We start from the raw sequence: 25,478 nt of genomic DNA, 5'->3' as shown, positions 1-25,478 counted from the left end.
CCCAGGCTAAAGCACCTGCATCGAGCTACCCCCGTGCGGCAAGAGTTCGGTGCGCGTGTCAAACAAGGTCGCCTGCAGGCAAGGTGTGCCCGATTCATCAATGAAGCACTCGGGGATCACACCGCAACCCGTAAATGCGGGTACCGGCACGCGCACGTATTTGAAAAGCTCTTGCGTTTGTATGCGTCCGCTTTCCATACCGGTAATTTCAACGATCGATGTAATCAGGCGACGGCCATTGCCCAGGCGGGCCTGCTGGATAATGAAATGTATGCTTGCTGCAATATGCTCGCGTACCGCCGTTAAAGGCAAGTCCATACCCGCCATCAGGATCATGGTTTCCAGCCTTGCCAGCGCATCACGTGGGCTATTTGCATGCAAGGTTGTCAACGAACCCTCATGACCGGTATTCATTGCCGCCAGCATGTCGAACGCCTCGCCTCCCCGGCATTCACCAACCACAATTCGATCCGGACGCATACGCAAGGCATTGCGTACCAGATCCCTTATGGAAATCGTGCCTCGCCCTTCGAGATTGGCGGGCCGGGATTCCAGTGCAACGAGATGCGGATGATCAAGCTTGAGTTCAGCAGCGTCTTCAATGGTAACAATACGTTCATCGCGTGGTATGCAATTGGACAACACGTTGAGCAGCGTGGTTTTGCCCGATCCAGTGCCCCCCGATACAACGATATTCTTCTTGCTTCGAACGCTTTCCGCCAGAAAACCCTGCATGGCATCGTCGAACGCCTGAAGCTGCAGCAGTTTGTTCATATCCGGCCGATTTTGTGGAAACTTGCGTATGGTCAGGCTGCTGCCGCGTAAAGCAATCGGTGCCAGCACCGCGTTGACACGGGAACCATCACGCAAGCGCGCATCAACCATGGGCGAGCTTTCGTCAATACGGCGCCCCAGCGGAGAAACTATGCGATCGATGACACCCAATACGGCTTGCTCGCTGCTGAACGCGGCCTGGTGTCGCTTGAGCTGCCCGTTCATTTCAACGAATATCTCATCGTGACGGTTAACCATGATTTCAGTGATCGCCTGGTCGGCCAGCAAAGGCTCCAGAGGACCAAGACCTACGGCTTCATTGACGACTTCAAGCAGCAATGCCGATCGTTCGACAGAGGCCGGCAACTCGGTATCTGCAGCGATGATCTCGCTTAGCGCCGAACTTGCCTCGCTGCGTAACGCTTCATCGCTCATGCTGGCTATATCGCGACGTCGCAAATCAAGTGACTCCAGCAAGGCCGCATGCAAACGGCGCCTGTGAAACAACCGCGTGCTTATGGGACATTCCGTGCCAACGAGTTGATCGGCAGTGTCTGGCTCGGACTGCAGAACATGGTGCATTACGGGCTGGTCATCATCTGGCGCGCTGCGGCCTGCAAGCTGCGTCCTGACAGGCAGCTCTGGTTGCATGGGTGACGTACTTGCAATGACCTCCTTCAAATACATGAGGCACGGACCTATCAGTATCTCATCGCCGACCTGCAAAGGTCCGTGTTCGGCCACACGAATGCCATTCACCAACGTACCGCTCAATGTTCCGAAGTCTTCAATGAAAACACCGGCCGGCCGGCGCTCTATGCGTGCATGGCGCTTGCCTACCCGCCATGCCTTCAAACGCAAATGACAATCTGGCCCGCGCCCTATTTCCAGAGGCAGGGGGAAGCTTGCTGTTCGTGCCTTGCCGTCTTCAAAACGCAACTCCAGATTCAGCATGGGCTTACTCCACGAAGAAGTGTTGATTGTTTCCAGCGTTACGCAGGGCAGACGTCGATGGATCGACTTGTGAAGCAGACCACTGTGAACCAGGACCCCGCCAGGGATCCCAGCCGGGATGATTCTCAGGCAACAATGGCTCGGGCAAAGGATCGAGCGACACGTTGATAACCGGCGCCTGGGGAAAGGCTGTCTGCAGCACCTGCTCACTTGACTGTACGCGACGGTTAAGACCAGGATGATCAGCGGTAACGAGTATTGGCGTAACAAATATGGCCAATTCGGTTTCGTGGCGCTGAAAGCGTCTGGATTTGAACAGTTCACCCAGTATGGGAATATCACCCAGCCCCGGAACTGAATCCATATTGCTGGTGAGCTCGCGTGATAGAAAGCCCGCAAGAACAAGGGTCTGGCCCGAGCGTACATTGAACTCAGTTGCCGCACGTCGGGTTTTCAGCGCCGGGCCGTTAGTCACCGACATGGCGCTATCCACAGAGCTGACCTCGACCTCGATACGAGAACGTACAGCGCCATTACGTTCGATTTGCGGCGTAATGCGCAATGACACGCCATAAGGCTTGAATGCCGTATTGGTGTTGCCGTTGGCGTCTACAGTCGAATAAGGCACCTCACCACCAGCCAGGAACTCGGCGGTTGCACCGCTGCGGGCAAGCAACTGGGGCTGCGCCAGCACCACTGCAGTGCCCTGCTGGGCCATCGCGTTAATACGCGCCGATAGCAAAGCATTTACTCCAAAATAGCCGGCAGCCACTGTGGCCGGAAACTCTATGGGCATGACAGACTCGCCCGGGCGCGCCGACAACCTTTTGCTACCGCCGTCCCAGGCCACCCCGACATTCAGGCCCCCCTCGGAGGCAGTGTTCCAGCGCAATCCCAGTTCCTGCAGCTGTATGCGCGGAACCTCGACCACCTGCACATCAAGCAACACCATGTTGTCCCAGCCAACCTGACCTGTGAAATCGAGCAGTTGGGGATAGTGCTTGGCAAGCTCGGAAACCCGTTCGCGATCAGCATCTGAGAGATCATCACCCTCGACCACGAGTTTGTCGCCGACCGCAGAAAGCCGGGCATGAGGAATGCGCTCCAGCACACTGCGCAACTCCTGCTGGATTTGCCTTAGCCCTTCTGGTGCAACCTGTATCTGATATTGCCAGCGCTGGCCGTCAGCCGACCATATCTGCAAGACAGTGGAACCCTCATGGCGAGCAAACACGATGACCTCTTTTTCGTCAGTGGCCACTGCGTTGACGACATGTCCGTCGCCCACGGCAACACGAGCCACATCAGGGATGCCCAGAACCTTGACCTCGCCAACCTGCAAGCTGAGCTCGGCCTGTTGGGGTGGCGCCGCACCGCCGGTCTGTGCCATCAGCATCCAGAACAAGCCAACCAGGATCGCACGCATCTTCATGCTTGCCATCCTATTGCACTGCAACGTCTGTGCCGGGTGCGTCAGGAAGCAGGTTTTCGGGAGAAGCAACCTGATTCAATTGATGCCTGATCGCGGCGTGCATCCATGCGCTCACCAATTCAGGTGAGCCTGGAAGATTGAACAGCCCACTGGCTTGCGATGGCCCCGACGGTGATGCCGGTTTTAGCCTGGACACGCTGCGCACTGACTGATTACCGTAAATAACCTGTGCCTTGCGGGAAGGTAAAGGTGGATTTCGATTCACTCCCAGCAGGCTGGCAAGGTCTCCACGAACAGCCTTTTGACTGGATGCCGTATCCTGAGGTGGACGCAATACAGCGGTAATCGTACCCCCTTGCCTGGCTGCAACAAGCTTGACTGCATCTTCCGGCGAAGCATCAAGCGTTACTGTCGCATAAGAGCCCCGGGGTGCAGTGTCGACTCCCTGGACAAACTGCGTATTCGCGTCAGTGGCCAATACCAGCACGCCCTGAAGCAACGGGGCAGTGATATGCCGACGCTGATACTCGAATGATACGTACAGATCTATCAGATCGCCGGGCTGCAGTAACCCCGAAACAGAATTGATGGCATCAACAGGCATGGAAATCGCGCGCCGACCGGCAGACAAATGGCTGGAGAATGCCGCGTGCTCTTGCGCTGCAGTGTGAACCTGCAATACGGCATCGCCACCGCGTAACGGAGCGCGCAGCACTGTGCCCGTCAGTTCTGTGAACCGTGATGGGGCAAGACTGTCACTGGACACCACCGCTGCAGGGAAATGGCGCAGAGCAAGGTGTTCCGCAGCAAGGCGTGTTCCGGCTGGCAGGTCGTAGGCCGCAACAATTCTTTCAACCATTGGAGTACGCGCCTGAGCCTCAAGTTGCTGAACCCGCCCGTCAATATGCTGTTTGGCTGCCCAGGCGGCCACCAGCCCGGCAATACCGGCCAGCAGCAATAACGCAAGAGAACGATTAATGACAGGCAGGCGCATGATTTTCCTTGAGCAGATTATTCGATGTAATGCACATACAAGGACGTTCCTGCTGTTCCTTGCTGCGCAAACAACAAAAGACGCGCTTGTGCTTTGCCCCAGGCCATACCGCCAGAGGATCCGGCCAATTGAGGTTCGGGCAGCCAGCCGTCGGTTCGCAACTGCCGCCGTACATAGGAAGTAAGTGCTGGTATGGGTAAAGCAATGCTGTAGACCTGCTGCATCACACGCCGGCCATCAACAATATGCTGATGATCGAACTGGCGCCTTGCCTGTGGCGGCAACCACGCAAACGAGCGCTCCGAGGCGAACGGAGACGCCCCCGTTACCTGGGCGCCTGTATGCAAGGCCGACACATAGCCATGCGCTCCGGTGCTGCTCGCATCAATTTCGGCCAACCAATGCCAGCCTGAGCTCAAACCGGAAAGGACTACCTTTCTACGGATAGTCAGGACACGCTGAAACAGACCTGTATAGGTTACCAGCGACTGTGCGGCAGGCATCACGCCGCTATCGGACGAGAAATGCCTGATATGCAGCTGCACTCCCGACAAGCACATTGATTGTGGTACCTGCCACTGGAAACCCGGGACATTCAGTTCGGACAAACCCTCAGGAACGACTGCCTGCACCTGCGCACAGAACCCAGTCAGAACCACTCCTGGCAAGACCGTACAGCCGATATACCGCAGCGCGTTATTCTTGTACCGGCAACTCAACGTGCGAACAAGGTTCGGATTCATGGCAGCTCCCTGAATGAATGTTCGAGGCGTTCTGCAGGAACGTAGCCTGCCCATGGCTGTAACCAGTCAAATACCGGGTGCTGTCGATCCCAGGCCTTGTCGACTGCAGACATGGTTGCATCAACCCGTAACCCTATTGCACCGGATGCATGAGCGCTGTCGGACCAGGCCAGTAACGACCGCCCAATAATCTGCTGGGCGTGTACATCGCCGGATGCATGACCGGCACCCTCGAGTATGGAAATATGCCGACGCAGTTGCGGGTAGATGCTGAAATCCTTGAGGCCCAGAATGGACGCACGAGAGGTGGACAAGTCTGGATGATGGACAGTATCGGCTTTTGGCAGCGCAAGGACTTGCGCATGTACGATGCCCTTATCCAGCAAGCCCCAATCATTTCGCAAAACATGAGCCAGAGGATTCGTACCGCCGGCCTGGGCCGGCTGACCCAACACCGCGCTTCTGCTCACGTCAATTCGAACCTGATCCCGGGGCCAAGGCAGCATAGCCTTGCCACTACGTTCATTCCACTGATGAGCCGGCCCCATGAAATATTGCCCGCGCAAGCTCACCGAACTTTCAGGCGAAGGATTGCGAGTATAGGAAAACGCCGCGTGACGACTGGCATGTTGCACAGTCAAAGCCATGTCTTGCAAATTTCCCAGCCATGCCACCGCTACCCATATGGATACCAGCACCAACATGGCGAGTAGTCCTTCAACCAGAGCCTGACCGCACTGTGCCCGTCGTGAATTCATGGCAACCCCCTGTTGGCACCATTAACGGGATCGGGGCTTACAAGGCGCGCCTGCCAATATGGATGAAACAGGCTGGCCTGCTCCTTGCTAGCATCGCTGCGCCGTTCGGGCCTGTCGAAAAAGGCTTCCGCAGCGCTATGCGTACTGACCGTCAATCCCTCGGGACCGGGATGATGCAAAGTGACCGAGAAACCCAGAGGCTTTGACGTGCGGGTAATGACATCAAAATAGCTTGGCAAGCCACCACCTTCCCAACGCTGACGTGAGGCCGCGGCACGAGAATTGGCAAGCGGATTGTCACTGCCGGCGGTGATATCCCAATTCGTAGCCTGCCGGACCCAGCGCCAGAAGTCTTGTGCGGAGAAATCGGCGGGAGGATCATCAACATGGGGATCTTCGATAGTTTGGGTTTGTGCGCTGGGAATCCAGCCCCAACCCATCGCGTACTCGCGAAAATAGCAACCTATCCAGCGGTTTGAACGCAGGGCGTGAAACGACTGTGTATCGAGGGATTGCCAGCGCCCCAGCGCATCAAGTTCCGTGCTTCCGCGGCGACGTAGCTGATGACGCAAGCCCGGACAGCGTGCATCAACTACCCAGTTGTTATATGCCGTGTCGTTTCGTGGAGAAAGAAATCCGTATAACGACACTACCTGTTCGACAAGATTGCGCAGCTGCCCGTGCCCCGACTGGCGGCTTGCGTAACCAGGCCAATCATCAGAATCGATAATCAGGTTGAACTCATCACCCGCAGAAAATTCAGGATAGTTTTGCCTTAGCACTGCCAGCATGGCTTGCCTGCGTGCGTGAGGCAGGCTTTCTACCACAGCATTTTGCACTTCAACAAGCACCTCGCGCACGACACGGTCGTGTTGGCCGTATGCACGCGCCAGATCAGCTTGAGGCTTGGATAAATTACCAAAGCCTGTGGCTTTCGACGCAGCGACATAGGCAGCGCCATGCGCGGGCCCGAACATCATGGCAATAAGGTGTGCGGGTGGATTGCCAGAAGCCAGTTGCTGTGCCTGTGTTCCACCCAATGAGGCCCACGACCCCAATGTGACCAGATGCGCCATGGCGACTTGATGCCCGACATGCGCACGATTGATGAAAGCCATCATATTCAGTGCACGTGCCTGAATCAAGGCGCCGCTATATGCAGTAGCATCAAGCGCATGCAATTGCCTGGCCTTGGCTGCCACCACCTGCCCCACCGAAAAATAGCGGACCAGCACAAGCAGGGCCGTGCTGATCAACAGCATGGCCAGCACCAGCGCCTGGCCTTGCTGTGAGCAGCAGATCGGGGATGAACACAGCCGAGGCTTCACTGACCCGCCCCTGCGTTACCGGTGAATGACTTGAGTGTTTTGGCCGCCACCTGAGCGGCCGCCGCTTCAGCTGCGGTTTGGGCCATGCGGGATTGTTCAGAGCCGTCTTCCCCGGCAAGCTCCTTGGCCATGGCAGCCGTTTGCGAGCGTACAACCTGCCCGAACAACTGATATACCGCAATGGCCGCAACCGCCACCAGCGCCACTACAATGATGTATTCGGTCATGCCTTGACCGCTTTGGGCATTCGAATTCTTGCGCATCGTGCTCTCCAGCTGGGATGATGGATGCAGTGTGCGCCCGGCAGCAGGCAGCGACAATTCGCAGATACCGAGTTGGGCAAAGCCATCTGCGTGGCTAAAGCAATCACCTTCAGATCACGCCCACGCGTGACCACGGCTTACGCAATCAGGAGCACTTGATGAATCAGGATTTATGGAACAAGGTTGACGATTATTTCTCAGCCACGCTGGCCCCGTCCGATGCGGTACTTGATGCCACCTTGGCCGACAGCGAAGCCGCGGGCCTGCCGGCCATTAACGTCGCCCCCAACCAGGGCAAACTGCTGCATTTGCTGGCGCAAATCAGCGGTGCCCGCCGTATTCTGGAAATTGGCACGCTTGGCGGTTACAGCACCATCTGGCTGGCGCGTGCCCTGCCGGAAGGCGGCAGCATTGTTACGCTGGAACTGGACCCGGCCCACGCCAGGGTCGCGCAGGCCAACCTGGCCCGCGCCGGATTCAGTGACCTGGCAACAGTCAGAGTGGGCAATGCAGTAGATACATTGAAGCAATTTTTTTCAGACCGGGTCGAGCCCTTTGACTTTGTCTTCATTGATGCCGACAAACAGAATAATCCGCATTATCTGGAGTGGTCGCTCAAGCTGTCCCGGCCGGGCACGGTAATCGTTACCGATAACGTGGTACGCAAAGGTGGCGTGGTCGACCCCGACAACCACGACCCAGACGTCGAAGGGGTGCGCAGCCTGTTCAACATGGTGGCCGGCGATCCTCGCCTTAGCAGCACGGCTGTGCAAACGGTAGGCGCCAAGGGTTGGGACGGTTTTGCGATTACGGTGGTATCAGCTCAAGCATGATGAAATCATCATTAACTCAATAATCCCGACACACCATACCAGTCAGATCGTTGAACGCATGAGCGAAGCGGTCAGTCAGTTTTCAGTTGTAGCTGACAAGCTTTTACCGGAGATTCCAGGTATGCAGGCGCTCCCATGCCGTGTCCATGTCGCTCACCAGCCGGCTCATCTGTTCCGCAACCGTGGTCAGAGCCTCAATACCGAAAACGCTTTGCCCTGCAGCTTCGTAGATCAATCGTGCATCGTCGCGCTCATGTATGGAGGCAAATACATCACCCACTAACGCCTGTTGCATTGGCATGCCCAACGGAGATGGCGCGTCTGGTGCCTCCCAGGCGTCTATCCAGTCACTACGCACGACTCGGCACGGTTTACCGCTGTGAGCTCGCGTAATCAACGTATCTTCGCTGGTACTCGCCACCAAACGTGCCAGCAACGCCGGTGGCGTGTGGTTCTCGCGTGCCCCCATCCATAATGTACCTAACCAGGCCCCTTGCGCACCCATGCCCAAGCAGCCCAGCACCTGAGCACCGGTCGCGATACCTCCGGCCGCCAATACCGGCGCATTACCCGCCATCGCGATAATCTGCGGTAATAGCGACAATGTCCCGATTGGGCCCGTATGACCTCCGGCGTCATACCCCTGGGCAACCAGTACCTCGACACCCGCTTCCAGCGCTTTGCGCGCATGGCGAGTAGAACCCACCAACGAAAAGGTAAGCTTACCGCGCCGTTTCGCCTCGGCAATCAAGTCTGGACGCAAGCCAATGGCAGTGGCTACTCCCCGCGCACGTGAATCCAGCACAGCCTCGATTTGCTGATTGAATAACGCCTCTGAACGAACTTGAGTGGTAAAAAAGCTAGGCTTGCCGGGAGGCACCACATTAAAGTGCTGACGCAAGCGTTTGACAAATTCGACGTGCTCGGGGGGCAATGCGCCCTTTAACGCATCGATGCTGGCTTCCTGTGGCACCTTGGACGGCAGCATCAGATCAATGCCATAGGGTTTGCCCGCAAGTCGGGTTTCAACCTGCTCGATGAGGCCGGGTATCTCTTCAGGCAACTCGCGCGCCAGGCCCAGCACCGGAAACCCTCCGGCGTGGGCAATGGCTACAACGACGTCAGCGGAATGCGAAAAACCGAAGATCGGATGTTCAATTCCAAGTTGGTCGCAAATAGGTGTTTTGATATGAGCCATAAGAGTCGCTATTTGTCATTGAATGCTCAGACCGGCCTTCTTCATGACTTTGCTCCATTTACTGTGCTCTTCCTCGAGGTAGCCATCGAACTCGGCGGGCCCCATAAGATCAAGCTCCATGCCCAAGGTATCAAATTTGGCTTTGACTTCGGGCTTAGCCATGATTTCCGCCACATCCTTTGACAGCTGTTCAACAATTGCGTCTGGCACTTTCTTTTGAGTCACCAAACCAAACCAGGTACCTACAGCGTAGTTGGGCAATTGCGCAGCCTCAGCCACTGTTGGCAGATCGGGTGTGGCTACCGTGCGCTTGCCCGTCGTTACCGCCAGCGGCCGCAATTTTCCTTCTTTGATATACGGAATTGCCAAAGCGGAGGTCAGCGCCATCATCTGTACACGACCCGTCAACAGATCTGTCAGCGCGTCCGTCTGGCCTTTATACGCCACCTCGGTCAATTTGATGCCAGCTTCTTGTACCAGCAACTCTCCAGACAAATGGTTAGATGAACCTAGTCCAGCAGTAGCGTAGGTCAGAGGCGTATCGCTCTTCTTGGCCAGATCAACGAATTCAGCCATGGTTTTTGCGGGCACACTAGGGTGCACTACAAGTACATTGGGAACGATGCCAAGACCCTCAATCGAACGATAGTCTTGCGCGACATTCCATTTCGCAGTCTCCTTCAAAATGGGAAGCACTGCGAGAGCCGGACTTGCCACCATCAGGGTGTAACCATCTGCCGGCGCATTCGCGACATAATTCATTCCGATTGCTCCGGCGGCTCCAGCTTTGTTCTCGACCACTACAGGTTGGTCGTACATACTGCTCAGCTGGTCTCCGAGCAACCGTGCGATGCTATCTACGATGCCTCCTGCCGAGTACGGTACGACAATCTTGACGGGGCGATTGGGGTAGTCGGACTGAGCAGCCGCAGGGCCTAATACAGCCAGGCTCAAGGTGGCAGCCAGCAGAACGGAACGAGTAATTATCATCATGTCTAACTCCTTTGGTGTAGAAAATTTAATTAGTTAGTTGCGCCACCGTTCGGCGGGCGATATTGATAAGGTGAATTTGGCTGGTCCCTTCATATAAGCGGAACAGGCGTACATCTCGATAGAATTGTTCTGCGACGTTGTCAGCCATATAGCCTCCACCGCCGAAGACCTGTACTGCACGATCGGCCACGCGGCCACACATTTCCGACGCAAAGAGTTTGCACATAGACGCCTCCATCGTCACGTCCTCACCGGCATCTCGTTTGCGTGCAGTTTCAAGTACCAGCGCACGCGCAGCGTGCACTTCGGTATTGCTTTCGGCGATCATTTGCTGGATCAACTGGAAATCGGCAATCTGTTGACCGAACTGATATCTCTCGGTTGCACGCTTTACCATTTCCTCTACTAGTCGGATGGCTGGTCCTACGCACAAACCGGCGAGATTGATCCGCTGTTTATTCAATGCGCGCATGGCGGTACGAAAACCCTTTCCTTCCATATCACCCACAATAGCGCTCTTGTGCACACGAACCTGGTCCAGTATTACCTCTCCCACCGGGGAACCATGCTGTCCCATCTTGCGGGGCGGCGCGGGGGTGCTCAAGCCCGGCGTGCCGCGTTCAATCAGGAATGCACTAATGCCCCCGCTTCCCTTCGATTCAGGATCCGTACGGGCAAATACCGTGAACAAGTCCGCAATCGGCGCATTGGTGATATAGCATTTTCGACCCGTGATAATGTAGTGATCACCATCTCGAACCGCCACGGTTTTTTGATCGGTGGCATCTGAACCCGCCCCTGGCTCAGTCAGCGCAAAACAGCCTGTGACTTCGCCAGTAGCCAATTTCGGAAGGTATTTTTGCTTTTGTTCCGGTGTACCGTCCACGACCAACGATTCGGAAGCAATACCCGTATTGCCCCCAAAGCGAGCACGAAAAGTTGTGGCAACTTGAGACACTTCAATGTTGATCAACGAAAGTTCTTCACTGGTCAGACCTGCACCGCCATACTCTTCAGGAATGCTGTGTCCGAATACTCCTAGCTCGCGCATGCGTTGTACCAGCGACTCGGGAATCACGTCTTCTTGGTCTATCTGCTTCTCCAGCGGCAGGCACTCTGTGCGGACGAACTGGCGTACCTCGGCCAGCAGGGATGCAAATTTTTCTGGGTTGCGAATCATGGTGTTTCAGTAGTTCCTTGTACAAATAGGTGTAAGGGGCATCCACGAGAAAATCAGAGCATTCCCAAGGAGAGTTCAATCTGTCGCACAGTGTCCCGCATCAGCGGAAGCACCTCACTTACCAGGCGGTCACTTTGCGCCTCGTGCGCGGCAATCGTGCAATTTATGGCTAGCTGTGGCTGGCCATGGGCTTGTCGAATAGGCATGGCAATCGCATGCACTTCCTTGCGCCAATCTCCGCGCGAATGGCAATAACCTTCTGCTGCGAAGCGCTTTTCGTCTTCAACCCAAATGTCGTGCATCGAATCAAACATCGCACGATCCTGAATCTTCAGATAGTTGAGAATGGCTGTACGCTCAGCCAAAGGACAAGCGAGCATCAGCGTTCGGCCAATTGCCGCTGCCATCAAGGGACGTGAAGAACCAATATCCGGCAAATGCTGGTTGCTGCGGTCAGCACGTACCGAGTCAACGTAGACCACGCTATCGCGGTCACGAATACCCAGATTAACTGTACATCCTGTACCGCGTGCCAGCGCTTCCATCGCCGGTTTGGCCAGTTGCCGTATATGCATGCTCGCCAGCAACGGATAACCCAGCGTTAAAACACCTGAGCCCAAGCGATATTTCCGTAAGTGCTTGTCGTGGCTAAGGTAGCCCAGCAGCGTCAACGTATAAGTCAAACGTGAGACGGTAGGCCTGGGCAATGTCGTGCGATCGGCGATTTCTCCATTGCTTAGCACCGGCGAGGCTGGGGTGAACGCACGCAGTACTGCAAATCCGCGTGCCATGCTCATCGAGAACTGACGATCAGTGCTGAGGTCGTGTGGGTTGACGAGACCCGGAAGGGTAATTGCTTTCACGCGCTGCTTGGAGGAAGTTTTTTGTTCTTTCATGATTAAGGACCACTGATTGGAAGTCAACAATTTCAAAATATCATTTCGCTTAGCGAAATGGATTATTGCGAATATGGCCAATCACTGGCAAATTTGAGCTTGATATCATCACTTAACTCGAAAGGTCCTCTCTTGACTTCATCAACTCACTCCAACGGCGCGCTCAGTGGCGTACGTATCCTTGACATGGCCACTGTATTGGCCGGCCCTGCTGGTGCAACGCTTTGCGCAGATCATGGCGCTGACGTAGTGAAGCTGGAGTTACCTGATGGTAGCGACGCACTGCGAACGCTACAGCCGGTCAAAGATGGCGTCGCGTTATGGTGGAAGGTGGCCAATCGGGGTAAGCGTGGCATTACGCTCGACGTGCGCAAACCGCGCGGACGTGAAATTCTGCTGTCCATGCTGCCCAGCTTCGATGTGCTGATAGAGAACTTCCGCACCGGCACGATGGACCGCTGGGGCCTTGATATCGCTACGCTCCATCGCGCAAACCCACGCCTGGTAGTCATCCGTCTGACGGGTTTCGGACAAACCGGGCCTTATAGCACCAAGCCCGGCTTTGCGCGTATTTTCGAGGCAATGAGCGGCTTCACGAATCTCACAGGCGAGTCAGGCGGTTCACCGCTGCACAGCAATTTTCCAATCGGCGATTCAGTAGCCAGTGTATTTTGCGCGTTTTCCATTGCCGCAGAAATGGTAAGGCTGCGCAGCGATCCTCAAGCCAAAGGCGCAGAAGTTGATCTGGCAGCTACCGAGGCCATGTTCCGTCTGCTTGACCCTCTGCCCGTCGAGCACGAGCATCTGAGTCAAGTACGTGGCCGGGCCGGCAACGTCACCAGCTATACCGCCCCTTCAAACATGTATTGCAGCGCTGACGGCATATATTTTTCGTTAGTTGCCTCGTCAACCGGCACGTTCGGCCGGCTATGTCACGCAATTGATCGTCCAGAATGGATCACTGACCCACTCTTTTCTACCAATCCTAAGCGCGTAGAGAACATGAAGTTGCTGGACAGCGAACTGTCGCAGTGGTTTCAGGCACGCTCATTCGAGGAAATTCGTACCCGTCTTTCGGAGCATGAAATTCCGTTCAGCAAGGTTTACACCATTGAAGACATCAAGTCCGATCCACACTTTCAGGCGCGCGAAGCCATCATCCGTTTATCTGACCCGGACTATGGGAGTCTGCCAGCACCCTGCATTGTTCCGCGCGTAGTAGGTCGTGAGATGCCAATCCCACGCACTGGGCCTTCCGTTGGTGAGCACAACAGTCAAATTTACGCTGAGTTCGGTCTTGGCGACGCTGAACTAGCCGAGCTTCGTGCACAGCAGGTGATCTAATGAATACTCTTACCCTCTCCGCATCCTTTGAAGTGTTGCGTAGTCACCTGATAGACGGCCAGGTGCAATCCGCGCTGGAGCGCATGCGGCCGGACGATCTCTCGCCAGGCGAGGTGCTTGTGCGTAACCTGCACGCTGGCGTGAACTACAAAGACTGCCTGTCCATACTTGGGAAAGCAAAGATCATCAGCGACTTTCCTCGTGTCGCAGGTATTGAGGCCGTGGGGACAGTAATTGAATCGTCCTCACCCTCATTCCATCCCGGCGAGACTGTACTGGTTCACGGTCATGAGACTGGTATCCGCTTTGATGGCGGCTTTGCCGAAATACTGCGCGTGCCCGCGGCCCACCTGCAACAAGTTCCTCCCGGTCTGACACCATTGGAGTGTGCCGTTCTGGGCGTTCCTGCCTTCACGGCTGCTATGGCGCTGGAGCGCTTCGAAGAGCTTGGTCTGACTCGTGAAAGCGGGCCTGTGGCGGTATCGGGGGCCAGCGGCGCAGTGGGCACCATGGCTATCGCCATCTTGGCCAAAGCCGGCTACGAAGTTGCGGCCATCACCAGGAACCTGGCCCACGCACCCGTACTGCAATCCCTGGGAGCGACTGAAGTCATCGACGCTGCGGTCTTGGATCAGCCGCAGCGAGCACTGGAAAAAGCTCGTTTTGCTGCCGCGATCGATAACGTAGGTGGTCCCATGTTGTCATGGCTGATGCGTTCAATGCAAGATAGCGGCGCCATCGCTGTCATTGGCAACGCCGCGGGAAATACGTTCGAAGGTAGCGGGCTGCCATTTTTTATGCGTCGACTGCAGATGTTCGGCGTCAACGCCAACGCGCCCTGGCCACAACGGCAATGTCTGTGGGAACGCTTGGGCAGCACCTGGAAGCCGGATATGGAGAAATTGACGCCACATGTACATCATATTTCTCTAAATCAACTAATGGACTATGCCGGACAACAGCTGCGTGGCAACACATCAGGACGCACCTTGGTAAGTTTTCAGGGACGTCGATCATGAGTGGTCCACTGACGGGTATACGCGTCATCGAAATGGAGGCAATTGGCCCCGTTCCCTGGGCAGGTATGATGCTGGCTGACATGGGCGCCGATGTGCTGCGTATCGATCGACCAACACCGTCAGACACCGGCGTGCAGCGCGATGCACGCTTTGAACTTACAAGTCGAGGCAAACGGGTATTGGTTGCAGATCTAAAAACCGAATCTGATCGAGCTTCCGTATTAAGTGAGATCCAGCACTCACAGATACTTCTGGAAGGCCTTCGTCCTGGGGTAATGGAGCGACTCAAGCTCGGTCCCGACGTCTGCCTGGCGCGGAATCCTCAGCTAGTATACGGGCGTATGACTGGCTGGGGCCAAAGCGGCCCGCTGGCTGACGCTGTGGGCCACGACATCAATTACATCGCTACCGCTGGTGCGTTGCATACCATTGGCGCCGCCGACACCGCGCCGTCACCACCGATCAATTTTGTCGGCGACTACGGTGGCGGCGCGATGCTGCTGCTGGCGGGCGTACTAGCGGCACTCTATGAATCTAAAAACAGCGGTAAGGGCCAAGTGGTAGATGCCGCCATGGTAGATGGCACACTACTGATGATGGCCCCTATACTGGGGCGTTGGCAAGCTGGCGAATGGCAAGATCAACGGGAAAGTAATATTCTGGATGGTGGCGCTCATTTCTACACCAGCTATACAACCTCAGATGGCCAGGCGGTGGCTGTGGGTGCAATTGAACCACGATTCTATGCAGCGTTACTGGCTGGCTTGCAGCTGGATCCCGCTACGCTGCCCCACCAACACGACCGTAAGAGCTGGCCTGCACTTCGCACGCGCTTTGCCGCCATCTTCGCACAACAGACTCGGGCGCACTGGGAAAAAGTGTTTACGGGCACCGAGGCCTGCGTCTCACCGGTCCTTCAGCTAAGCGAATTACAATCCCATCCTCATTTAAACGCCCGGCACAGCCTGACCCGAGTCGAGGGTTTGCTGCATCCTGCTCCGGCACCTCGATTTTCGCGTACTCCGAGTGCCATTGGTGGCCCGCCTGTTGAAAGTCAGCGCTAAATGCCAAGTGCTACTGAGCACGGAGGCCTATGCTGGCGCCGTATCCCCAAACACCACGCCATCATGGCCTACCATCACACCTTCCGGCAGCGTATTGGCCGGGTCCATAAGCCACACATCCAGCGCATGGCTGATATGCGTCAGCACGGCCTGCTTTACGTTCAGCCCGGCTATGGTTTCCAGTGCACGGCTCAGGTCGTTGTGGTTGCGTGGCGCCGTGGTGGCCGGTGCAAACGAGCAATCCAGCACCAGCAGGTCCAAAGGCTGGCGGGCCAGGTAAGCCTGGGTGTCGGGTGGCAGGCCCACGGTGTCGGTCAGGTAGGCGTAGCGCTGCCCTTCCGCTTCAAACACATAGCCGTAGGTTAGTTTGGAATGCGCCAGCGGTACGGGGGTGGCTACACAGCCACCCAGATCCATAGGCTCAAAAGCCTGCATTTTGCGGGAAAAATCCAGTATGCCGTGATGCTTGTACAGGTCGGCCAGGCCATCGGGGTCGGGCGGCCCCAGCACGGGCAGGCGCATGTTCACGCCCCAGCGCAGGTGCAGCAGGCCCTGGGCATGGTCAGCATGGTAGTGTGTTTGAATAACGCCGTTCAGGCTGCCGGGCGGGAAGCGTTCGGCCAGGTCAGTATGCCCGGCATCGACCAGCCAGCGCTGGTCGCCACATTCAAGCAGTGCCGAGCATGGGCCGCGCCTGTATTCAGGCTGCATGCGCGCCCGTGCACAGGCGGCGCAAGAGCAGTTGTAAACGGGTACTTGTCCGGCGTTGCCGGTGCCCAGTAAGGTTAGCCGCATGTATCTTCCTGCCTGAATCGGGTTTCTTTCAGATAAGTGTAAAGCATGCCAATGGCATCGCCGATGGGGCCAGAGTTATCTATCGTTACCACAGGGTTTGTGCCGGCGTGCTGCGGCAATGCCGCAAACCGCGAGTTTCGTTCCAGTCGCTCAGTAATTTGCACAGCGCCTTCCCGGCCGCGGCTGCTCAGGCGCTGGCGCAGCAAGCTGCTATCAACGGTAAGCAACACGGGCAACAGATTGCGGTAGCGCCGGCATGCCTCGGGCAGATAGCCGCGCGAGCCGTTAACCAGCACGTCGCAGCCCTCGTGTAACCGCTCATCTATCACGCTGGGCACGCCGTAGGCCAGGCCATGGGCTCGCCAGGCCAGGGCCAGCCCGCCCTGCTCTTCCAGTTGCTGGAACTCGGCCGGTGACACCGAAACCGAGTATGCTTCGCGTTCAAAAGCCGGCCTGGTTACCAGCCGTGGCGCCAGGTAGCAGTTTTTGTCGCCCATCAAGGCCATCAGGCCCTGCAACACCGCGTCTTTGCCTGCGCCAGAAGGGCCCATGAGGTAGACAAGACGCCCGGCCATCAGAACACCCTCTGCCCGCTGCGCCACACCTGCTGCACCACAAATTGCTTTTGATGCGAGCGCACGCGAACCAGGTCAGCACGCAGGCCCTGGCGGATTTCTCCGCGATCGTGCAGTCCCGCTGCGCGGGCGGGCGCCAGGCTGACGGCCCGCACGGCTCGCGGCAAATCGTAGCCGTCAGTTTCTTCTGAAAGTATGCGCGCCGCCTGCAGCAGGCTGGCCGGATAGTAATCGCTGGAAAGTATGTCCAGCACACCTTCGCTCGCCAGTTCTGTGGCGGCGATGTTGCCCGAATGTGATCCGCCACGCACGACATTGGGCGCGCCCATCAGCACGCTCAGGCCCAGCCGGTGGCTGACCGAGGCGGCTTCCTTGGTGGTCGGAAATTCGGCAATGCTCATGCCGTAGCTGGCTGATTCCTGGGCGTGTTCCATCGTTGCATCGTCGTGACTGGCCAGCGACAGCGAACGCTGGCGACATTGCGTGGCGATCGAGCGACGGTACTCATCACTGTAGCGGCGTGAGTTCTCTATCTGTCGCTCGATGAAGTCTTCCATTTCGGCATTGCTCAAATGGTATTTGCCTTGATAGTATTCGCGGTATTTTTCCAGCTTGACGAACTGCCGCTGCCCGGGCGAATGGTCCATGACCGACACCAGCTGAACCAGGGGGTTCTCGACCAGCTCGTTGAAGATGCCCAGGGTTTTTTCGTGGCTGAGCTCGCAGCGCAAATGCAGACGATGCTCGGCCCGCGTATGGCCCTGCTGCTCGGCCTGGACGATGGCCTGCTGCATGATGGGCAGCTGACGCAAGCGGTCACCTTTGGGATTTACATCACCTATCGATAGCGCATCGAACACCGTAGTGATGCCTGCCGCCACGATCTGCGCATCATGAGCCAGCACCGCCGATTCCGACGGCCAGTCCACACCGGGACGCGGGTTCATGTATTTTTCCAGATTGTCGGTATGCAGCTCGATCAGGCCCGGCAACAGGTAATCTCCGTTCATATCCTGGGCCTGTGAAAGCGAACTGCCGCCCTGGCTTACGTCGTGGATCAAACCATCGCGCAGGGCCACCGTGCCGTGAAAGACTTCGCTGTCGGTCACAACGCGGGCGTTGGTCAGTATTTGTTCAACATGCATGTTCCAGCTCCTTGGGGCTCATGTCCAGATAACGGTCGGCAATGGCATCGCGCGTGGCGGCGTCATGAGAAATGGCAATCAGGGCCGAGCCTTCGGCTCTGGCCTGGGTAATCAGCTCTATCACCACCTTGCGGTTGGCCTCATCCAGCGAGGCAGTGGGTTCGTCCAGCAAAAGTATGGGCCAGTGCACCATGAAGCTGCGTGCGATATTCACGCGCTGCTGCTCACCACCCGAAAACGTGCCGGGTGCCAGCGACCAGAGGCTTTCCGAGATTCCCAGACGCCGCAACAGATCTTGCGCGCGCCGTTGTGCCTGGCCGGACTCCATGCCACGCGACAAGGCGGGTTCCATCACCACATCCAGGCATCGGACGCGGGGTATGACGCGCAGGAACTGGCTGACATAACCCATGGTCGCGCGTCGAATGGCCAGGATCTGGCGCGGTTCGGCGCCAACCATTTCCATCATCCGGCCTTCGTGCAGCACACGTATGCTGCCTGCGGCCGGCAGGTAATTGCCATAAAGCGTACGCAATAGCGTGGATTTTCCGGCGCCGGAACGGCCGTGCAGGATCAGGCATTCGCCTGGCAGGACCGAAAAATTCAATGCCTGCAGCACATCAAGCACTACACCGTGTTGCTGATGCAGGGTGAAGGCCTTGGCCAGCCCCTGGACTTCTATGACGGGATTCATGTTCTTCACCTCAAGGCTGCAATACGGAAGAGACCAGCAACTGGCTGTAGGGATGCTGCGGATCATCGAGTATCTGATCGGTCAGCCCGGACTCCACCACGCGCGAGCGGCGCATAACCATGAGCCTGTCAGCCAACAACCGTGCAACCGCCAGATCGTGTGTCACGATCACCACGGCAAGCTGCAGCTCGCGTACCAGGCCACGCAACAGATCGAGCAGGTGTGCCTGCACGGAAACGTCCAGGCCGCCCGTGGGTTCATCCATGAAGATCAGGCGTGGGCTGGAAACGAGGTTGCGTGCGATCTGCAATCGCTGCTGCATGCCGCCCGAGAAGGTGCGTGGCAGGTCATCGATTCGGGTAGGGTCTATCTCGACCTGTTTAAGCCACTGCAATCCGGCCTGACGCAGTTGCCCATAGTGGCGCACGCCTTGCGCCATCAGGCGCTCGCCGATATTGGCGCCTGCCGACACATTCATGCGCAGGCCATCGCGCGGATTCTGTTCGACAAACCCCCACTCTGTACGCAACAAGGAGCGGCGATGGGCTTCGCTGCTGCGGTACAGATCAACCTCGTCACCATCGCGACCGTGGTAGGAAACCTGCCCTCGATCGGGCGTCGTTCGCCCCGAGAGCACGCTGAGCAGGGTCGATTTGCCTGAGCCGGACTCACCCACTATGCCCAGCACTTCACCGGGATAGAGCTGGAACGAGACATCCTGGCAGCCTTTTTCGGGGCCATACAGCAGTGTCAGGTCTTGTACAGATAAAAGCGCTTTCATGCCGAGGCCTCCTGCCGGGCCGAACGTTGCCCGCAATAATCAGTATCCGAACAAACAAACTGGCGCGTGCCTTCGTCATCGACAATCAGCTCATCAAGATATGACGTCTCGCTGCCGCAGAATGCGCAGCTGTGTTCCCAGGTAGGCAGTTCAAACGGGTAGTCCTCGAAGTCCAGACTGTATACCTCGGTATAGGGAGGCACGGCATAAAGCCGCTTCTCGCGTCCGGCACCAAAAAGCATCAGGGCCGGGCTCATGTGCAGCTTGGGATTGTCGAACTTGGGAATGGGAGACGGATCCATCACATAGCGCTCATCGACCATGACCGGATAGGCGTAGGTCGTAGCAATATGCCCGTAGGTGGCGATGTCTTCGTAGAGTTTCACGTGCATGACGCCGTAGTCGTTCAGGGCATGCATGGCGCGTGTTTCAGAATCCGATGGCTCGATAAAGCGCAAGGGCTCGGGAATGGGCACCTGGTAGATCATGATCTGGTCGTGGCGCAAAGGGGTTTCGGGTATACGGTGACGGGTTTGTATCAGTGTGGCCTGCTCGGTGCGTGTAGTGGTTTGCACGCCGGCTGTGCGAGTAAAGAAACGCCTGATCGAAACCGCATTGGTGGTGTCGTCGGCGCCCTGGTCTATGACTTTCAGGACGTCATCGCGGCCCAGCAAGGCGGCGGTAACCTGCATGCCACCCGTACCCCAGCCGTAAGGCAAAGGCATTTCGCGGCCGCCGAACGGCACCTGGTAGCCGGGTATCGCCACCGCTTTCAATAGTCCGCGACGCAGGCTGCGCTTGGTCTGCTCGTCCAGATAGGCATAGTTATAGCCTTGTGTGTCTGGTGCTTCAGTTTGTGTGTTCATGCCTGCATCTCCTCTTGCGCGGCCTGATCCTGCGCAGGATCCTTGCGCAGGCGGCGTATCAAATCCAGTTCTGACTGAAAGTCAACGTAATGCGGCAGCTTCAGGTGCGAAACAAAGCCCGCGGCCTCAACGTTGTCACAGTGCATCAATACAAATTCCTCTTGTTGCGCAGGCGATTCGATTTCTTCCTGGTACTCTTCGGCACGCAAGGCGCGATCCACCAGCGCCATGCCCATGGCCTTGCGCTCGGCGTATCCAAAAGCCAGCCCATAGCCACGTGTAAACTGTGGCGGCTGAGTCTTGCTGCCGACGAACTGATTGATCATTTCGCACTCGGTGACTTCGATATCGCCCAGCGGTACCGCGAAACCCAGTTCCTCTGGCTCTACCCACACTTCTATCTGGCCTATGCGTATCTCGCCGGCAAACGGATGGTTGCGTCCGTAGCCGCGCTGCGTGGAATAGCCCAATGCAAGCAGAAATCCTTCATCGCCGCGAGCCAGTGCCTGCAGCCGCTGTGCGCGACTGGAAGGAAAATCCTGGGCCTCACGCGTGATATCCGGTACGGCTGCACCAGTATCCTGCTCGGGTGTAAGCAAGTCTTCTTGCGCCAGCATCTGGGCAACGCGGGGGCACGGTTTGGGTTGCTCTGCTACCGCCTCCTCCAGCCTGGCAGGCGCCGAGCCCTCGGCAAGCAAGGAAAAATCCAGCAAGCGGTGGGTATAGTCAAAGGTCGGCCCCAGGCGTTGACCGCCAGGCAGATCCTTGAACGTGGCCGATATACGGCGCTCGACATGCATGGTTTCGGTGCGTAGTGGAGCGCTGTACATGAAGCGCGGCAGCGTCGTACGATAGGCGCGCAGCAGGAATATGGCTTCCAGCAAATCACCGGCCGACTGCTTGATTGCCAGCGCGGCGAGCTCTTCGTCGTACAACGAGCCTTCGCCCATGACCCGCGCGACCGCCAGGGGCATTTGCTGGCGTATCTGCTCTACGCTCAGTTCGGGTACGGACAGATCACCACGCCTTTTCTTTGCCAGCAAGGCATGTGCATTGTCTATGGCTTGTTCGCCACCTTTTACGGCAACATACATTCAGATCACCTCTTGGATGGCAGGAGAAACTTTGGTGCTGCGCGGCAGGCCCATAACACTCGAACCCGACGTCATGAACATATCCACGCCTTGTGGAAACGGCTGCTGTACCCGCTGCGCCCAGAAGGCCGGCGGCAAGGGCAAACGCACAGTGCGCTTGTTCAAAATGCCCGGGCCGCGCCATAAAGTGGCCGCACCGGAATCAAGACTGTCCAGCTGCAACAGCACCGTGCATGACAAGTGCGGATCACGGTCGGTGCCTGTGTTGAAGGCAGAAATATCCGTATCGCGGCTACCGTCCAGGATGGCAAACGCAGCCTGCTGCGGCTGTTCGACTATGGGACAGCCGCAATGAAATGTCAGGTTGGCCCTGACCTGCGCTGTATCCAGCGAAGGACTCAGCCACAGCGTGGTATCGCTGTCCAGCAGACTCAGGCACAGGGCGTAGGTCGCGGGCGCCAGGCAATCAAGGCCGGGCACGTCACCGACGTTCTGAAGCAGGCCAGGCTCAGACAATGCTTTCAGGGCATGCCGGAATACCTGTTGAGAAGCATGAACCGGCTCTGCAAAGGCAGGCATCAACAAGTTGTCCATCAGTCGTCCTCCCCTCGTACCATGGTGACGAAATCAACTTTCGTCGCAGCGCTTTGCGCTTCCCTGGCAGCACGTTCGGCCATTTGCTCTCGCTCCAGAGGTTCAATCAGGCTGCTCATCCAGTAGTCCTGCTGTTCGCCCTGCAGATGGGCATCTGCCAATGCAGCCAGTTGCGCATGGGGTTTGCTGCGACCGGCCACATAGCCATATCCGTGACGACCATTGTCCAGCTGCACCACGCAACGCGTAACGGTCATCTCGCCCAGATTGAATGCCGCACCCGTCGCGCCTGCGCGACCACGTACCATGACCATGCCGATCTCGGCGGGACGTATGTAGCGATACTCATGCTGGCGCAAGACATCGTCAAACCTGTTCAGCCGTGCGCCGGCTCGCGCCAGCACACGCATCCACTGCTGGCGCCGGGCCAGCGCATCGCTGGCAGCCCCCTTATCCGGATTAATCGTCATGTTGTTCTCCTGAAATGACGTGATACTTGAAACGATCGGCGCGCGTGATCGAGTTGGACAGCTCGAACGAAGCGCCGTCGCCATTGCTCGAGAGCGTGCGTATGCTCAGGACCGGCGTATGCCTGGGCATGAGCAGGCGCAAAGCGTCGCGCTGGGTTGGGGTACGTGCACCTATCAGTGTGGAGACGCGCTTGAGCCTGATGCCGCGTTGCGCCAGATACGCACGCATGGAGCCACCGCTATAGCCGTGAACCACGTTCTGATGGCGCTCGGCAAAGCAGTGGCTAATCAGACTGATGGGCTGATCATCCAGAAAACGCAAGGTTTCGACCTCGAGCACCGGCTCATCGTTGTTCAGCTGCAAGGCTTGCGATTCATCTGCAGTGGCTGTCCGCTTGCGCTTGCCCAGCACGATGGCCCGGGAATGAAATCCCATATGCTCCAGCGTCTGGCTGTAGGCACTTGCAGCATGAACCGGATAAATGATCGGTCGTGGCAACACGCAGGTACCACGCCCTTTGTGACGCAACACCCGCCCTTCTGCTATCAGCTCATCAACCGCCCGGCGCAGGGTATGGCGGTTGACATTGAAACGCTCCGCCAGAGCGGATTCGGCAGGCAGGTAATCACCTGCCTCGTAAATATCGAGTTCCTCGCGCAGCGTCTGCGCCAGCTCCAGATACTTCGGACTCACTTGTCTAGACAAGTTCATGGTTTGAAAAAGGCGTACCAGCCGCCTCTGTCTCCGCTTAAATAAAGTGTTTGCGCAGGCGCTGCGACACAATGTCTATAAGACTGACCGCAACAATGATGATGATGAGAATCGCGCAGGTCTGCGCCAGCTGAAACCCGCGTATGGCTTCCCACAGGGTGACGCCGATGCCACCGGCACCAACCATGCCCACAACGGTGGCCGAGCGCACGTTGGATTCAAAGCGATACAACGCGTACGAGATCCATAACGGCAGCACCTGGGGTATCACGCCGTAAATGACTTCCTGAAGGCTGCTCGAGCCCGTTGCCCTGACACCTTCTACCGGACCGGGTTCGATGGCTTCGACCGCCTCGGCAAACAACTTGGCCAGCACGCCCGTGGTACCCACAAACAAAGCCATTACGCCCGCGAAGGGCCCCAGGCCTACCGCCACAACAAAGAGCATGGCGAAAACCATCTCGTTGATGGAGCGGAACGCATCCATGACGCGTCGCACCGGCTGGCAGATCCACCAGGGCGCAATGTTTTCAGAGCAAAGAATACCCAGGGGTATGGAAAAAACGATGGCCAGCGCTGTGCCCCAAACCGCAATCTGCACGGTGATCAGCATTTCGCTCATGTACAGCTGCCAGTAGCGAAAGTCCGGCGGGAAAAAATCAGCCAGAAAAGTACGCATGTTGTCGGCATCGCGCCAGAGCATGACGGGATTCATTTCCGCGCCATCCCAGGACCATGCCAGCAGCAGCACCAGCGCAAGCCAACCCAGCAACTGAGACCAGGAACGCTTGGGTGCCTGATACGATAAAGAAGTAGAGACCAAACCTGTCATGGGATAAATCGTCTTTAGTGCAAATGCCCCATGCCGCTCTGTCGGGCCGGCACGGGGCATTTAGTATTTACTTGGCGCTGGCGACTTTCTTCTCGAGTTCAGCCATACGTACGGCCAACTTCTCAAGATCGCTGTCTATGCTGGCCAGCTTTGCCTTCTTTTCGCTGTCGCTGAGCGTGCTGTCGGCAGCAACCTGGCTGCGCTGCTTGAACAGTTCCAGCTGGCGTATGGGCAGCAACTGGTCGTCACTGGAAGCACGGAATTTGCCCCACTGCAGGCCTGCCAGCACATCCAGCTCTTGCTGGTTGGCGCCATAGTTATTGAAGAAGGCAAGTACCTTGGCCTTGGTGGCTTCGGGCAGATTCTTGCGCCATACGATGGGGTCCGATGGAATCAGCGGCGACCTCCATATTTCCTTAAGCTGGGCGGCTTTATCAGGATGGGTCTGTTCCAGACGCTCCATGCCTTCGGTATTGAAAGTAGCCACATCCACCTGCTTGTTGGCCACGCTCAATGCATTGACTTCATGGCTGGAGTTCAGGGTGCGCTTGAAGATTTGCTTGGGATCGACATTGTTCTTGGCGAACACGTAGTAGCCGGGAACCAGGAAGCCCGAAGTAGAGTTGGGATCGCCGTTGCCGAAGTTCAGATCCTTGGCGTTTGCCAGCATATCTTCAACCGAGTTGATCGGGCTATCTTTATGGGCAATCAGCAGGCTCCAGTAGCCAGGCTTGCCATCTGCTGCAACGGTCTGCATGATGACTTCGCCGCCGGCGCGGTCCACCGCTTCCATGGCTGATTTATTGCCATACCAGGCCACGTCTACCTTGTCGAAGCGCATGCCCTGGATAATGCCGGCGTAGTCAGGGGCAAAGTAGGCATTGATCTTCATGCCGGTCTGCTTGCCCATGTCGGCCAGAAATGGATCCCATTGCGCCTTCAGGTTCTGGGAGGATTCAGTGGAAATAATTCCGAAATTCAGCTCCTTGAGCTCTTCGGCCTGGGCGGCGCCAAACAAAGACATGCCCGTGATTGCGGTGGCCAGCAGCGCTTTGCGCATACCTTTAAACATACTGTTACTCCTGTGTAGGGACTGGTCGACTTGTCTAGACAAGTCGAAACAAAGAAAACCCGATGAGCACACGCT

At 57.1% G+C, this 25,478-nt stretch carries 27 protein-coding genes; 4 read left to right on the top strand and 23 right to left on the bottom strand.

Features of this window, described 5'->3' with window-relative positions; all coding sequences use genetic code 11:
* Positions 1–6: 6 nt before the first annotated feature.
* The 7 genes from LKR43_RS03595 to LKR43_RS03565 are packed head-to-tail and all read right to left on the bottom strand — an operon-like array spanning position 7 to position 7,246.
* Positions 7–1,728, bottom strand: coding sequence for an ATPase, T2SS/T4P/T4SS family (locus LKR43_RS03595; protein WP_227682481.1), 1,722 nt, complete (start codon positions 1,726–1,728; stop codon positions 7–9).
* Positions 1,729–1,732: 4 nt separating this feature from the next.
* The gene (locus tag LKR43_RS03590) at positions 1,733–3,160 is read right to left on the bottom strand and encodes a type II and III secretion system protein family protein (protein ID WP_227682480.1); all 1,428 of its coding nucleotides are present in this window, start codon (positions 3,158–3,160) and stop codon (positions 1,733–1,735) included.
* A 10-nt stretch (positions 3,161–3,170) separates the two neighbouring features.
* Positions 3,171–4,154, bottom strand: a complete 984-nt coding sequence (gene cpaB / locus LKR43_RS03585) for a Flp pilus assembly protein CpaB (RefSeq protein WP_227682479.1) — start codon at positions 4,152–4,154, stop codon at positions 3,171–3,173.
* 17 nt (positions 4,155–4,171) lie between these two features.
* Positions 4,172–4,897, bottom strand: a complete 726-nt coding sequence (locus LKR43_RS03580; RefSeq protein ID WP_227682478.1) for a hypothetical protein — start codon at positions 4,895–4,897, stop codon at positions 4,172–4,174.
* Entirely contained in the window at positions 4,894–5,655 is a 762-nt protein-coding gene (locus tag LKR43_RS03575; protein WP_227682477.1) for a hypothetical protein, read from the bottom strand. Before LKR43_RS03575 ends, LKR43_RS03580 begins: the two co-directional genes overlap by 4 nt.
* Complete coding sequence (locus LKR43_RS03570) at positions 5,652–6,983, bottom strand: hypothetical protein (protein ID WP_227682476.1); 1,332 nt, start codon at positions 6,981–6,983, stop codon at positions 5,652–5,654. The genes LKR43_RS03575 and LKR43_RS03570 overlap by 4 nt, the downstream gene beginning before the upstream one ends.
* Positions 6,980–7,246, bottom strand: coding sequence for a hypothetical protein (locus LKR43_RS03565; protein WP_227682475.1), 267 nt, complete (start codon positions 7,244–7,246; stop codon positions 6,980–6,982). Before LKR43_RS03565 ends, LKR43_RS03570 begins: the two co-directional genes overlap by 4 nt.
* Positions 7,247–7,404: 158 nt before the next feature.
* On the opposite strand from LKR43_RS03565, the gene LKR43_RS03560 reads away from it, so the two are divergent.
* Positions 7,405–8,079: an O-methyltransferase gene (locus LKR43_RS03560; RefSeq protein ID WP_227682474.1), complete on the top strand. Its 675-nt coding sequence runs from the start codon at positions 7,405–7,407 to the stop codon at positions 8,077–8,079.
* Positions 8,080–8,182: 103 nt separating this feature from the next.
* On the opposite strand, the gene LKR43_RS03555 is transcribed toward LKR43_RS03560, so the two are convergent.
* Genes LKR43_RS03555 through LKR43_RS03540 form a run of 4 tightly spaced genes read right to left on the bottom strand, consistent with a single transcriptional unit; the run spans position 8,183 to position 12,346 of the window.
* Positions 8,183–9,277: a nitronate monooxygenase family protein gene (locus tag LKR43_RS03555; RefSeq protein WP_227682473.1), complete on the bottom strand. Its 1,095-nt coding sequence runs from the start codon at positions 9,275–9,277 to the stop codon at positions 8,183–8,185.
* A 15-nt stretch (positions 9,278–9,292) separates the two neighbouring features.
* The gene (locus LKR43_RS03550; RefSeq protein WP_227682472.1) at positions 9,293–10,270 is read right to left on the bottom strand and encodes a tripartite tricarboxylate transporter substrate binding protein; all 978 of its coding nucleotides are present in this window, start codon (positions 10,268–10,270) and stop codon (positions 9,293–9,295) included.
* Between the two features lie 25 nt (positions 10,271–10,295).
* Positions 10,296–11,450, bottom strand: coding sequence for an acyl-CoA dehydrogenase family protein (locus tag LKR43_RS03545; RefSeq protein WP_227682471.1), 1,155 nt, complete (start codon positions 11,448–11,450; stop codon positions 10,296–10,298).
* A gap of 53 nt (positions 11,451–11,503) precedes the next feature.
* Positions 11,504–12,346: an IclR family transcriptional regulator gene (locus LKR43_RS03540; RefSeq protein ID WP_227682470.1), complete on the bottom strand. Its 843-nt coding sequence runs from the start codon at positions 12,344–12,346 to the stop codon at positions 11,504–11,506.
* A 186-nt stretch (positions 12,347–12,532) separates the two neighbouring features.
* Here LKR43_RS03540 and LKR43_RS03535 point away from each other — a divergent pair, with 186 nt between their 5' ends.
* From LKR43_RS03535 to LKR43_RS03525, 3 genes are read left to right on the top strand one after another with little or no spacing between them, the layout of a single operon-like run.
* Positions 12,533–13,690 carry a CaiB/BaiF CoA transferase family protein gene (locus LKR43_RS03535; protein WP_370632065.1) on the top strand — a complete coding sequence of 386 codons (1,158 nt, stop codon included), beginning with the start codon at positions 12,533–12,535 and terminating at the stop codon, positions 13,688–13,690.
* Positions 13,690–14,709: a YhdH/YhfP family quinone oxidoreductase gene (locus LKR43_RS03530; RefSeq protein WP_227682468.1), complete on the top strand. Its 1,020-nt coding sequence runs from the start codon at positions 13,690–13,692 to the stop codon at positions 14,707–14,709. The genes LKR43_RS03535 and LKR43_RS03530 overlap by 1 nt, the downstream gene beginning before the upstream one ends.
* On the top strand, positions 14,706–15,773 hold the full coding sequence (locus tag LKR43_RS03525) for a CaiB/BaiF CoA-transferase family protein (protein WP_227682467.1): 1,068 nt from the start codon (positions 14,706–14,708) through the stop codon (positions 15,771–15,773). Before LKR43_RS03530 ends, LKR43_RS03525 begins: the two co-directional genes overlap by 4 nt.
* A gap of 27 nt (positions 15,774–15,800) precedes the next feature.
* On the opposite strand, the gene phnP is transcribed toward LKR43_RS03525, so the two are convergent.
* The 12 genes from phnP to phnD all read right to left on the bottom strand — a co-directional run bounded on the left by phnP (position 15,801) and on the right by phnD (position 25,403).
* Positions 15,801–16,568 carry a phosphonate metabolism protein PhnP gene (phnP, locus tag LKR43_RS03520; protein WP_227682466.1) on the bottom strand — a complete coding sequence of 256 codons (768 nt, stop codon included), beginning with the start codon at positions 16,566–16,568 and terminating at the stop codon, positions 15,801–15,803.
* Positions 16,559–17,143, bottom strand: coding sequence for a phosphonate metabolism protein/1,5-bisphosphokinase (PRPP-forming) PhnN (gene phnN / locus LKR43_RS03515; RefSeq protein ID WP_227682465.1), 585 nt, complete (start codon positions 17,141–17,143; stop codon positions 16,559–16,561). Before phnN ends, phnP begins: the two co-directional genes overlap by 10 nt.
* Positions 17,143–18,288 carry an alpha-D-ribose 1-methylphosphonate 5-triphosphate diphosphatase gene (locus LKR43_RS03510; protein ID WP_227682464.1) on the bottom strand — a complete coding sequence of 382 codons (1,146 nt, stop codon included), beginning with the start codon at positions 18,286–18,288 and terminating at the stop codon, positions 17,143–17,145. Before LKR43_RS03510 ends, phnN begins: the two co-directional genes overlap by 1 nt.
* Positions 18,278–18,982: a phosphonate C-P lyase system protein PhnL gene (phnL, locus tag LKR43_RS03505; protein WP_227682463.1), complete on the bottom strand. Its 705-nt coding sequence runs from the start codon at positions 18,980–18,982 to the stop codon at positions 18,278–18,280. Before phnL ends, LKR43_RS03510 begins: the two co-directional genes overlap by 11 nt.
* A 10-nt stretch (positions 18,983–18,992) precedes the next feature.
* Positions 18,993–19,763, bottom strand: a complete 771-nt coding sequence (gene phnK, locus LKR43_RS03500; protein ID WP_227682462.1) for a phosphonate C-P lyase system protein PhnK — start codon at positions 19,761–19,763, stop codon at positions 18,993–18,995.
* Entirely contained in the window at positions 19,760–20,629 is an 870-nt protein-coding gene (locus LKR43_RS03495; protein ID WP_227682461.1) for an alpha-D-ribose 1-methylphosphonate 5-phosphate C-P-lyase PhnJ, read from the bottom strand. The genes phnK and LKR43_RS03495 overlap by 4 nt, the downstream gene beginning before the upstream one ends.
* A complete protein-coding gene (locus tag LKR43_RS03490) occupies positions 20,626–21,723 on the bottom strand; it encodes a carbon-phosphorus lyase complex subunit PhnI (protein ID WP_227682460.1) in 1,098 nt (365 codons plus the stop codon). Before LKR43_RS03490 ends, LKR43_RS03495 begins: the two co-directional genes overlap by 4 nt.
* A complete protein-coding gene (gene phnH / locus LKR43_RS03485; RefSeq protein WP_227682459.1) occupies positions 21,724–22,317 on the bottom strand; it encodes a phosphonate C-P lyase system protein PhnH in 594 nt (197 codons plus the stop codon).
* Positions 22,317–22,787, bottom strand: a complete 471-nt coding sequence (gene phnG / locus LKR43_RS03480) for a phosphonate C-P lyase system protein PhnG (protein WP_227682458.1) — start codon at positions 22,785–22,787, stop codon at positions 22,317–22,319. Before phnG ends, phnH begins: the two co-directional genes overlap by 1 nt.
* Positions 22,777–23,499 (bottom strand): phosphonate metabolism transcriptional regulator PhnF, encoded by a 723-nt coding sequence (gene phnF / locus LKR43_RS03475; protein WP_227682457.1) that lies wholly within the window; start codon positions 23,497–23,499, stop codon positions 22,777–22,779. The genes phnG and phnF overlap by 11 nt, the downstream gene beginning before the upstream one ends.
* Positions 23,500–23,536: 37 nt before the next feature.
* Positions 23,537–24,331, bottom strand: a complete 795-nt coding sequence (gene phnE / locus LKR43_RS03470; RefSeq protein WP_227682456.1) for a phosphonate ABC transporter, permease protein PhnE — start codon at positions 24,329–24,331, stop codon at positions 23,537–23,539.
* Positions 24,332–24,398: 67 nt separating this feature from the next.
* Positions 24,399–25,403: a phosphonate ABC transporter substrate-binding protein gene (gene phnD / locus LKR43_RS03465; protein WP_227682455.1), complete on the bottom strand. Its 1,005-nt coding sequence runs from the start codon at positions 25,401–25,403 to the stop codon at positions 24,399–24,401.
* Between the last annotated feature and the right edge of the window lie 75 nt (positions 25,404–25,478).

It is taken from the genome of Pusillimonas sp. MFBS29 (assembly GCF_020687695.1).
Classification (GTDB): Bacteria; Pseudomonadota; Gammaproteobacteria; order Burkholderiales; family Burkholderiaceae_B; genus Pusillimonas_C.
The sequence above is the reverse complement of the archived record's forward strand: the minus strand, read 5'-3'. Positions and strand labels throughout refer to the sequence as shown.

Coding starts and splice junctions, on each gene's coding strand:
- LKR43_RS03530 (WP_227682468.1), top strand. CDS start 13,690: ATGAATACTCTTACCCTCTCCGCATCCTTTGAAGTGTTGCGTAGTCAC.
- phnF (WP_227682457.1), bottom strand. CDS start 23,499: ATGAACTTGTCTAGACAAGTGAGTCCGAAGTATCTGGAGCTGGCGCAG.
- LKR43_RS03525 (WP_227682467.1), top strand. CDS start 14,706: ATGAGTGGTCCACTGACGGGTATACGCGTCATCGAAATGGAGGCAATT.
- LKR43_RS03550 (WP_227682472.1), bottom strand. CDS start 10,270: ATGATGATAATTACTCGTTCCGTTCTGCTGGCTGCCACCTTGAGCCTG.
- LKR43_RS03595 (WP_227682481.1), bottom strand. CDS start 1,728: ATGCTGAATCTGGAGTTGCGTTTTGAAGACGGCAAGGCACGAACAGCA.
- LKR43_RS03535 (WP_370632065.1), top strand. CDS start 12,533: ATGGCCACTGTATTGGCCGGCCCTGCTGGTGCAACGCTTTGCGCAGAT.
- phnH (WP_227682459.1), bottom strand. CDS start 22,317: ATGGACAACTTGTTGATGCCTGCCTTTGCAGAGCCGGTTCATGCTTCT.
- LKR43_RS03590 (WP_227682480.1), bottom strand. CDS start 3,160: ATGAAGATGCGTGCGATCCTGGTTGGCTTGTTCTGGATGCTGATGGCA.
- phnG (WP_227682458.1), bottom strand. CDS start 22,787: ATGACGATTAATCCGGATAAGGGGGCTGCCAGCGATGCGCTGGCCCGG.
- LKR43_RS03580 (WP_227682478.1), bottom strand. CDS start 4,897: ATGAATCCGAACCTTGTTCGCACGTTGAGTTGCCGGTACAAGAATAAC.
- cpaB (WP_227682479.1), bottom strand. CDS start 4,154: ATGCGCCTGCCTGTCATTAATCGTTCTCTTGCGTTATTGCTGCTGGCC.
- LKR43_RS03495 (WP_227682461.1), bottom strand. CDS start 20,629: ATGAACACACAAACTGAAGCACCAGACACACAAGGCTATAACTATGCC.
- LKR43_RS03565 (WP_227682475.1), bottom strand. CDS start 7,246: ATGCGCAAGAATTCGAATGCCCAAAGCGGTCAAGGCATGACCGAATAC.
- phnN (WP_227682465.1), bottom strand. CDS start 17,143: ATGGCCGGGCGTCTTGTCTACCTCATGGGCCCTTCTGGCGCAGGCAAA.
- LKR43_RS03490 (WP_227682460.1), bottom strand. CDS start 21,723: ATGTATGTTGCCGTAAAAGGTGGCGAACAAGCCATAGACAATGCACAT.
- phnK (WP_227682462.1), bottom strand. CDS start 19,763: ATGAAAGCGCTTTTATCTGTACAAGACCTGACACTGCTGTATGGCCCC.
- LKR43_RS03510 (WP_227682464.1), bottom strand. CDS start 18,288: ATGCATGTTGAACAAATACTGACCAACGCCCGCGTTGTGACCGACAGC.
- phnE (WP_227682456.1), bottom strand. CDS start 24,331: ATGACAGGTTTGGTCTCTACTTCTTTATCGTATCAGGCACCCAAGCGT.
- LKR43_RS03560 (WP_227682474.1), top strand. CDS start 7,405: ATGAATCAGGATTTATGGAACAAGGTTGACGATTATTTCTCAGCCACG.
- LKR43_RS03575 (WP_227682477.1), bottom strand. CDS start 5,655: ATGAATTCACGACGGGCACAGTGCGGTCAGGCTCTGGTTGAAGGACTA.
- LKR43_RS03545 (WP_227682471.1), bottom strand. CDS start 11,450: ATGATTCGCAACCCAGAAAAATTTGCATCCCTGCTGGCCGAGGTACGC.
- LKR43_RS03540 (WP_227682470.1), bottom strand. CDS start 12,346: ATGAAAGAACAAAAAACTTCCTCCAAGCAGCGCGTGAAAGCAATTACC.
- phnD (WP_227682455.1), bottom strand. CDS start 25,403: ATGTTTAAAGGTATGCGCAAAGCGCTGCTGGCCACCGCAATCACGGGC.
- phnL (WP_227682463.1), bottom strand. CDS start 18,982: ATGAATCCCGTCATAGAAGTCCAGGGGCTGGCCAAGGCCTTCACCCTG.
- LKR43_RS03555 (WP_227682473.1), bottom strand. CDS start 9,277: ATGGCTCATATCAAAACACCTATTTGCGACCAACTTGGAATTGAACAT.
- phnP (WP_227682466.1), bottom strand. CDS start 16,568: ATGCGGCTAACCTTACTGGGCACCGGCAACGCCGGACAAGTACCCGTT.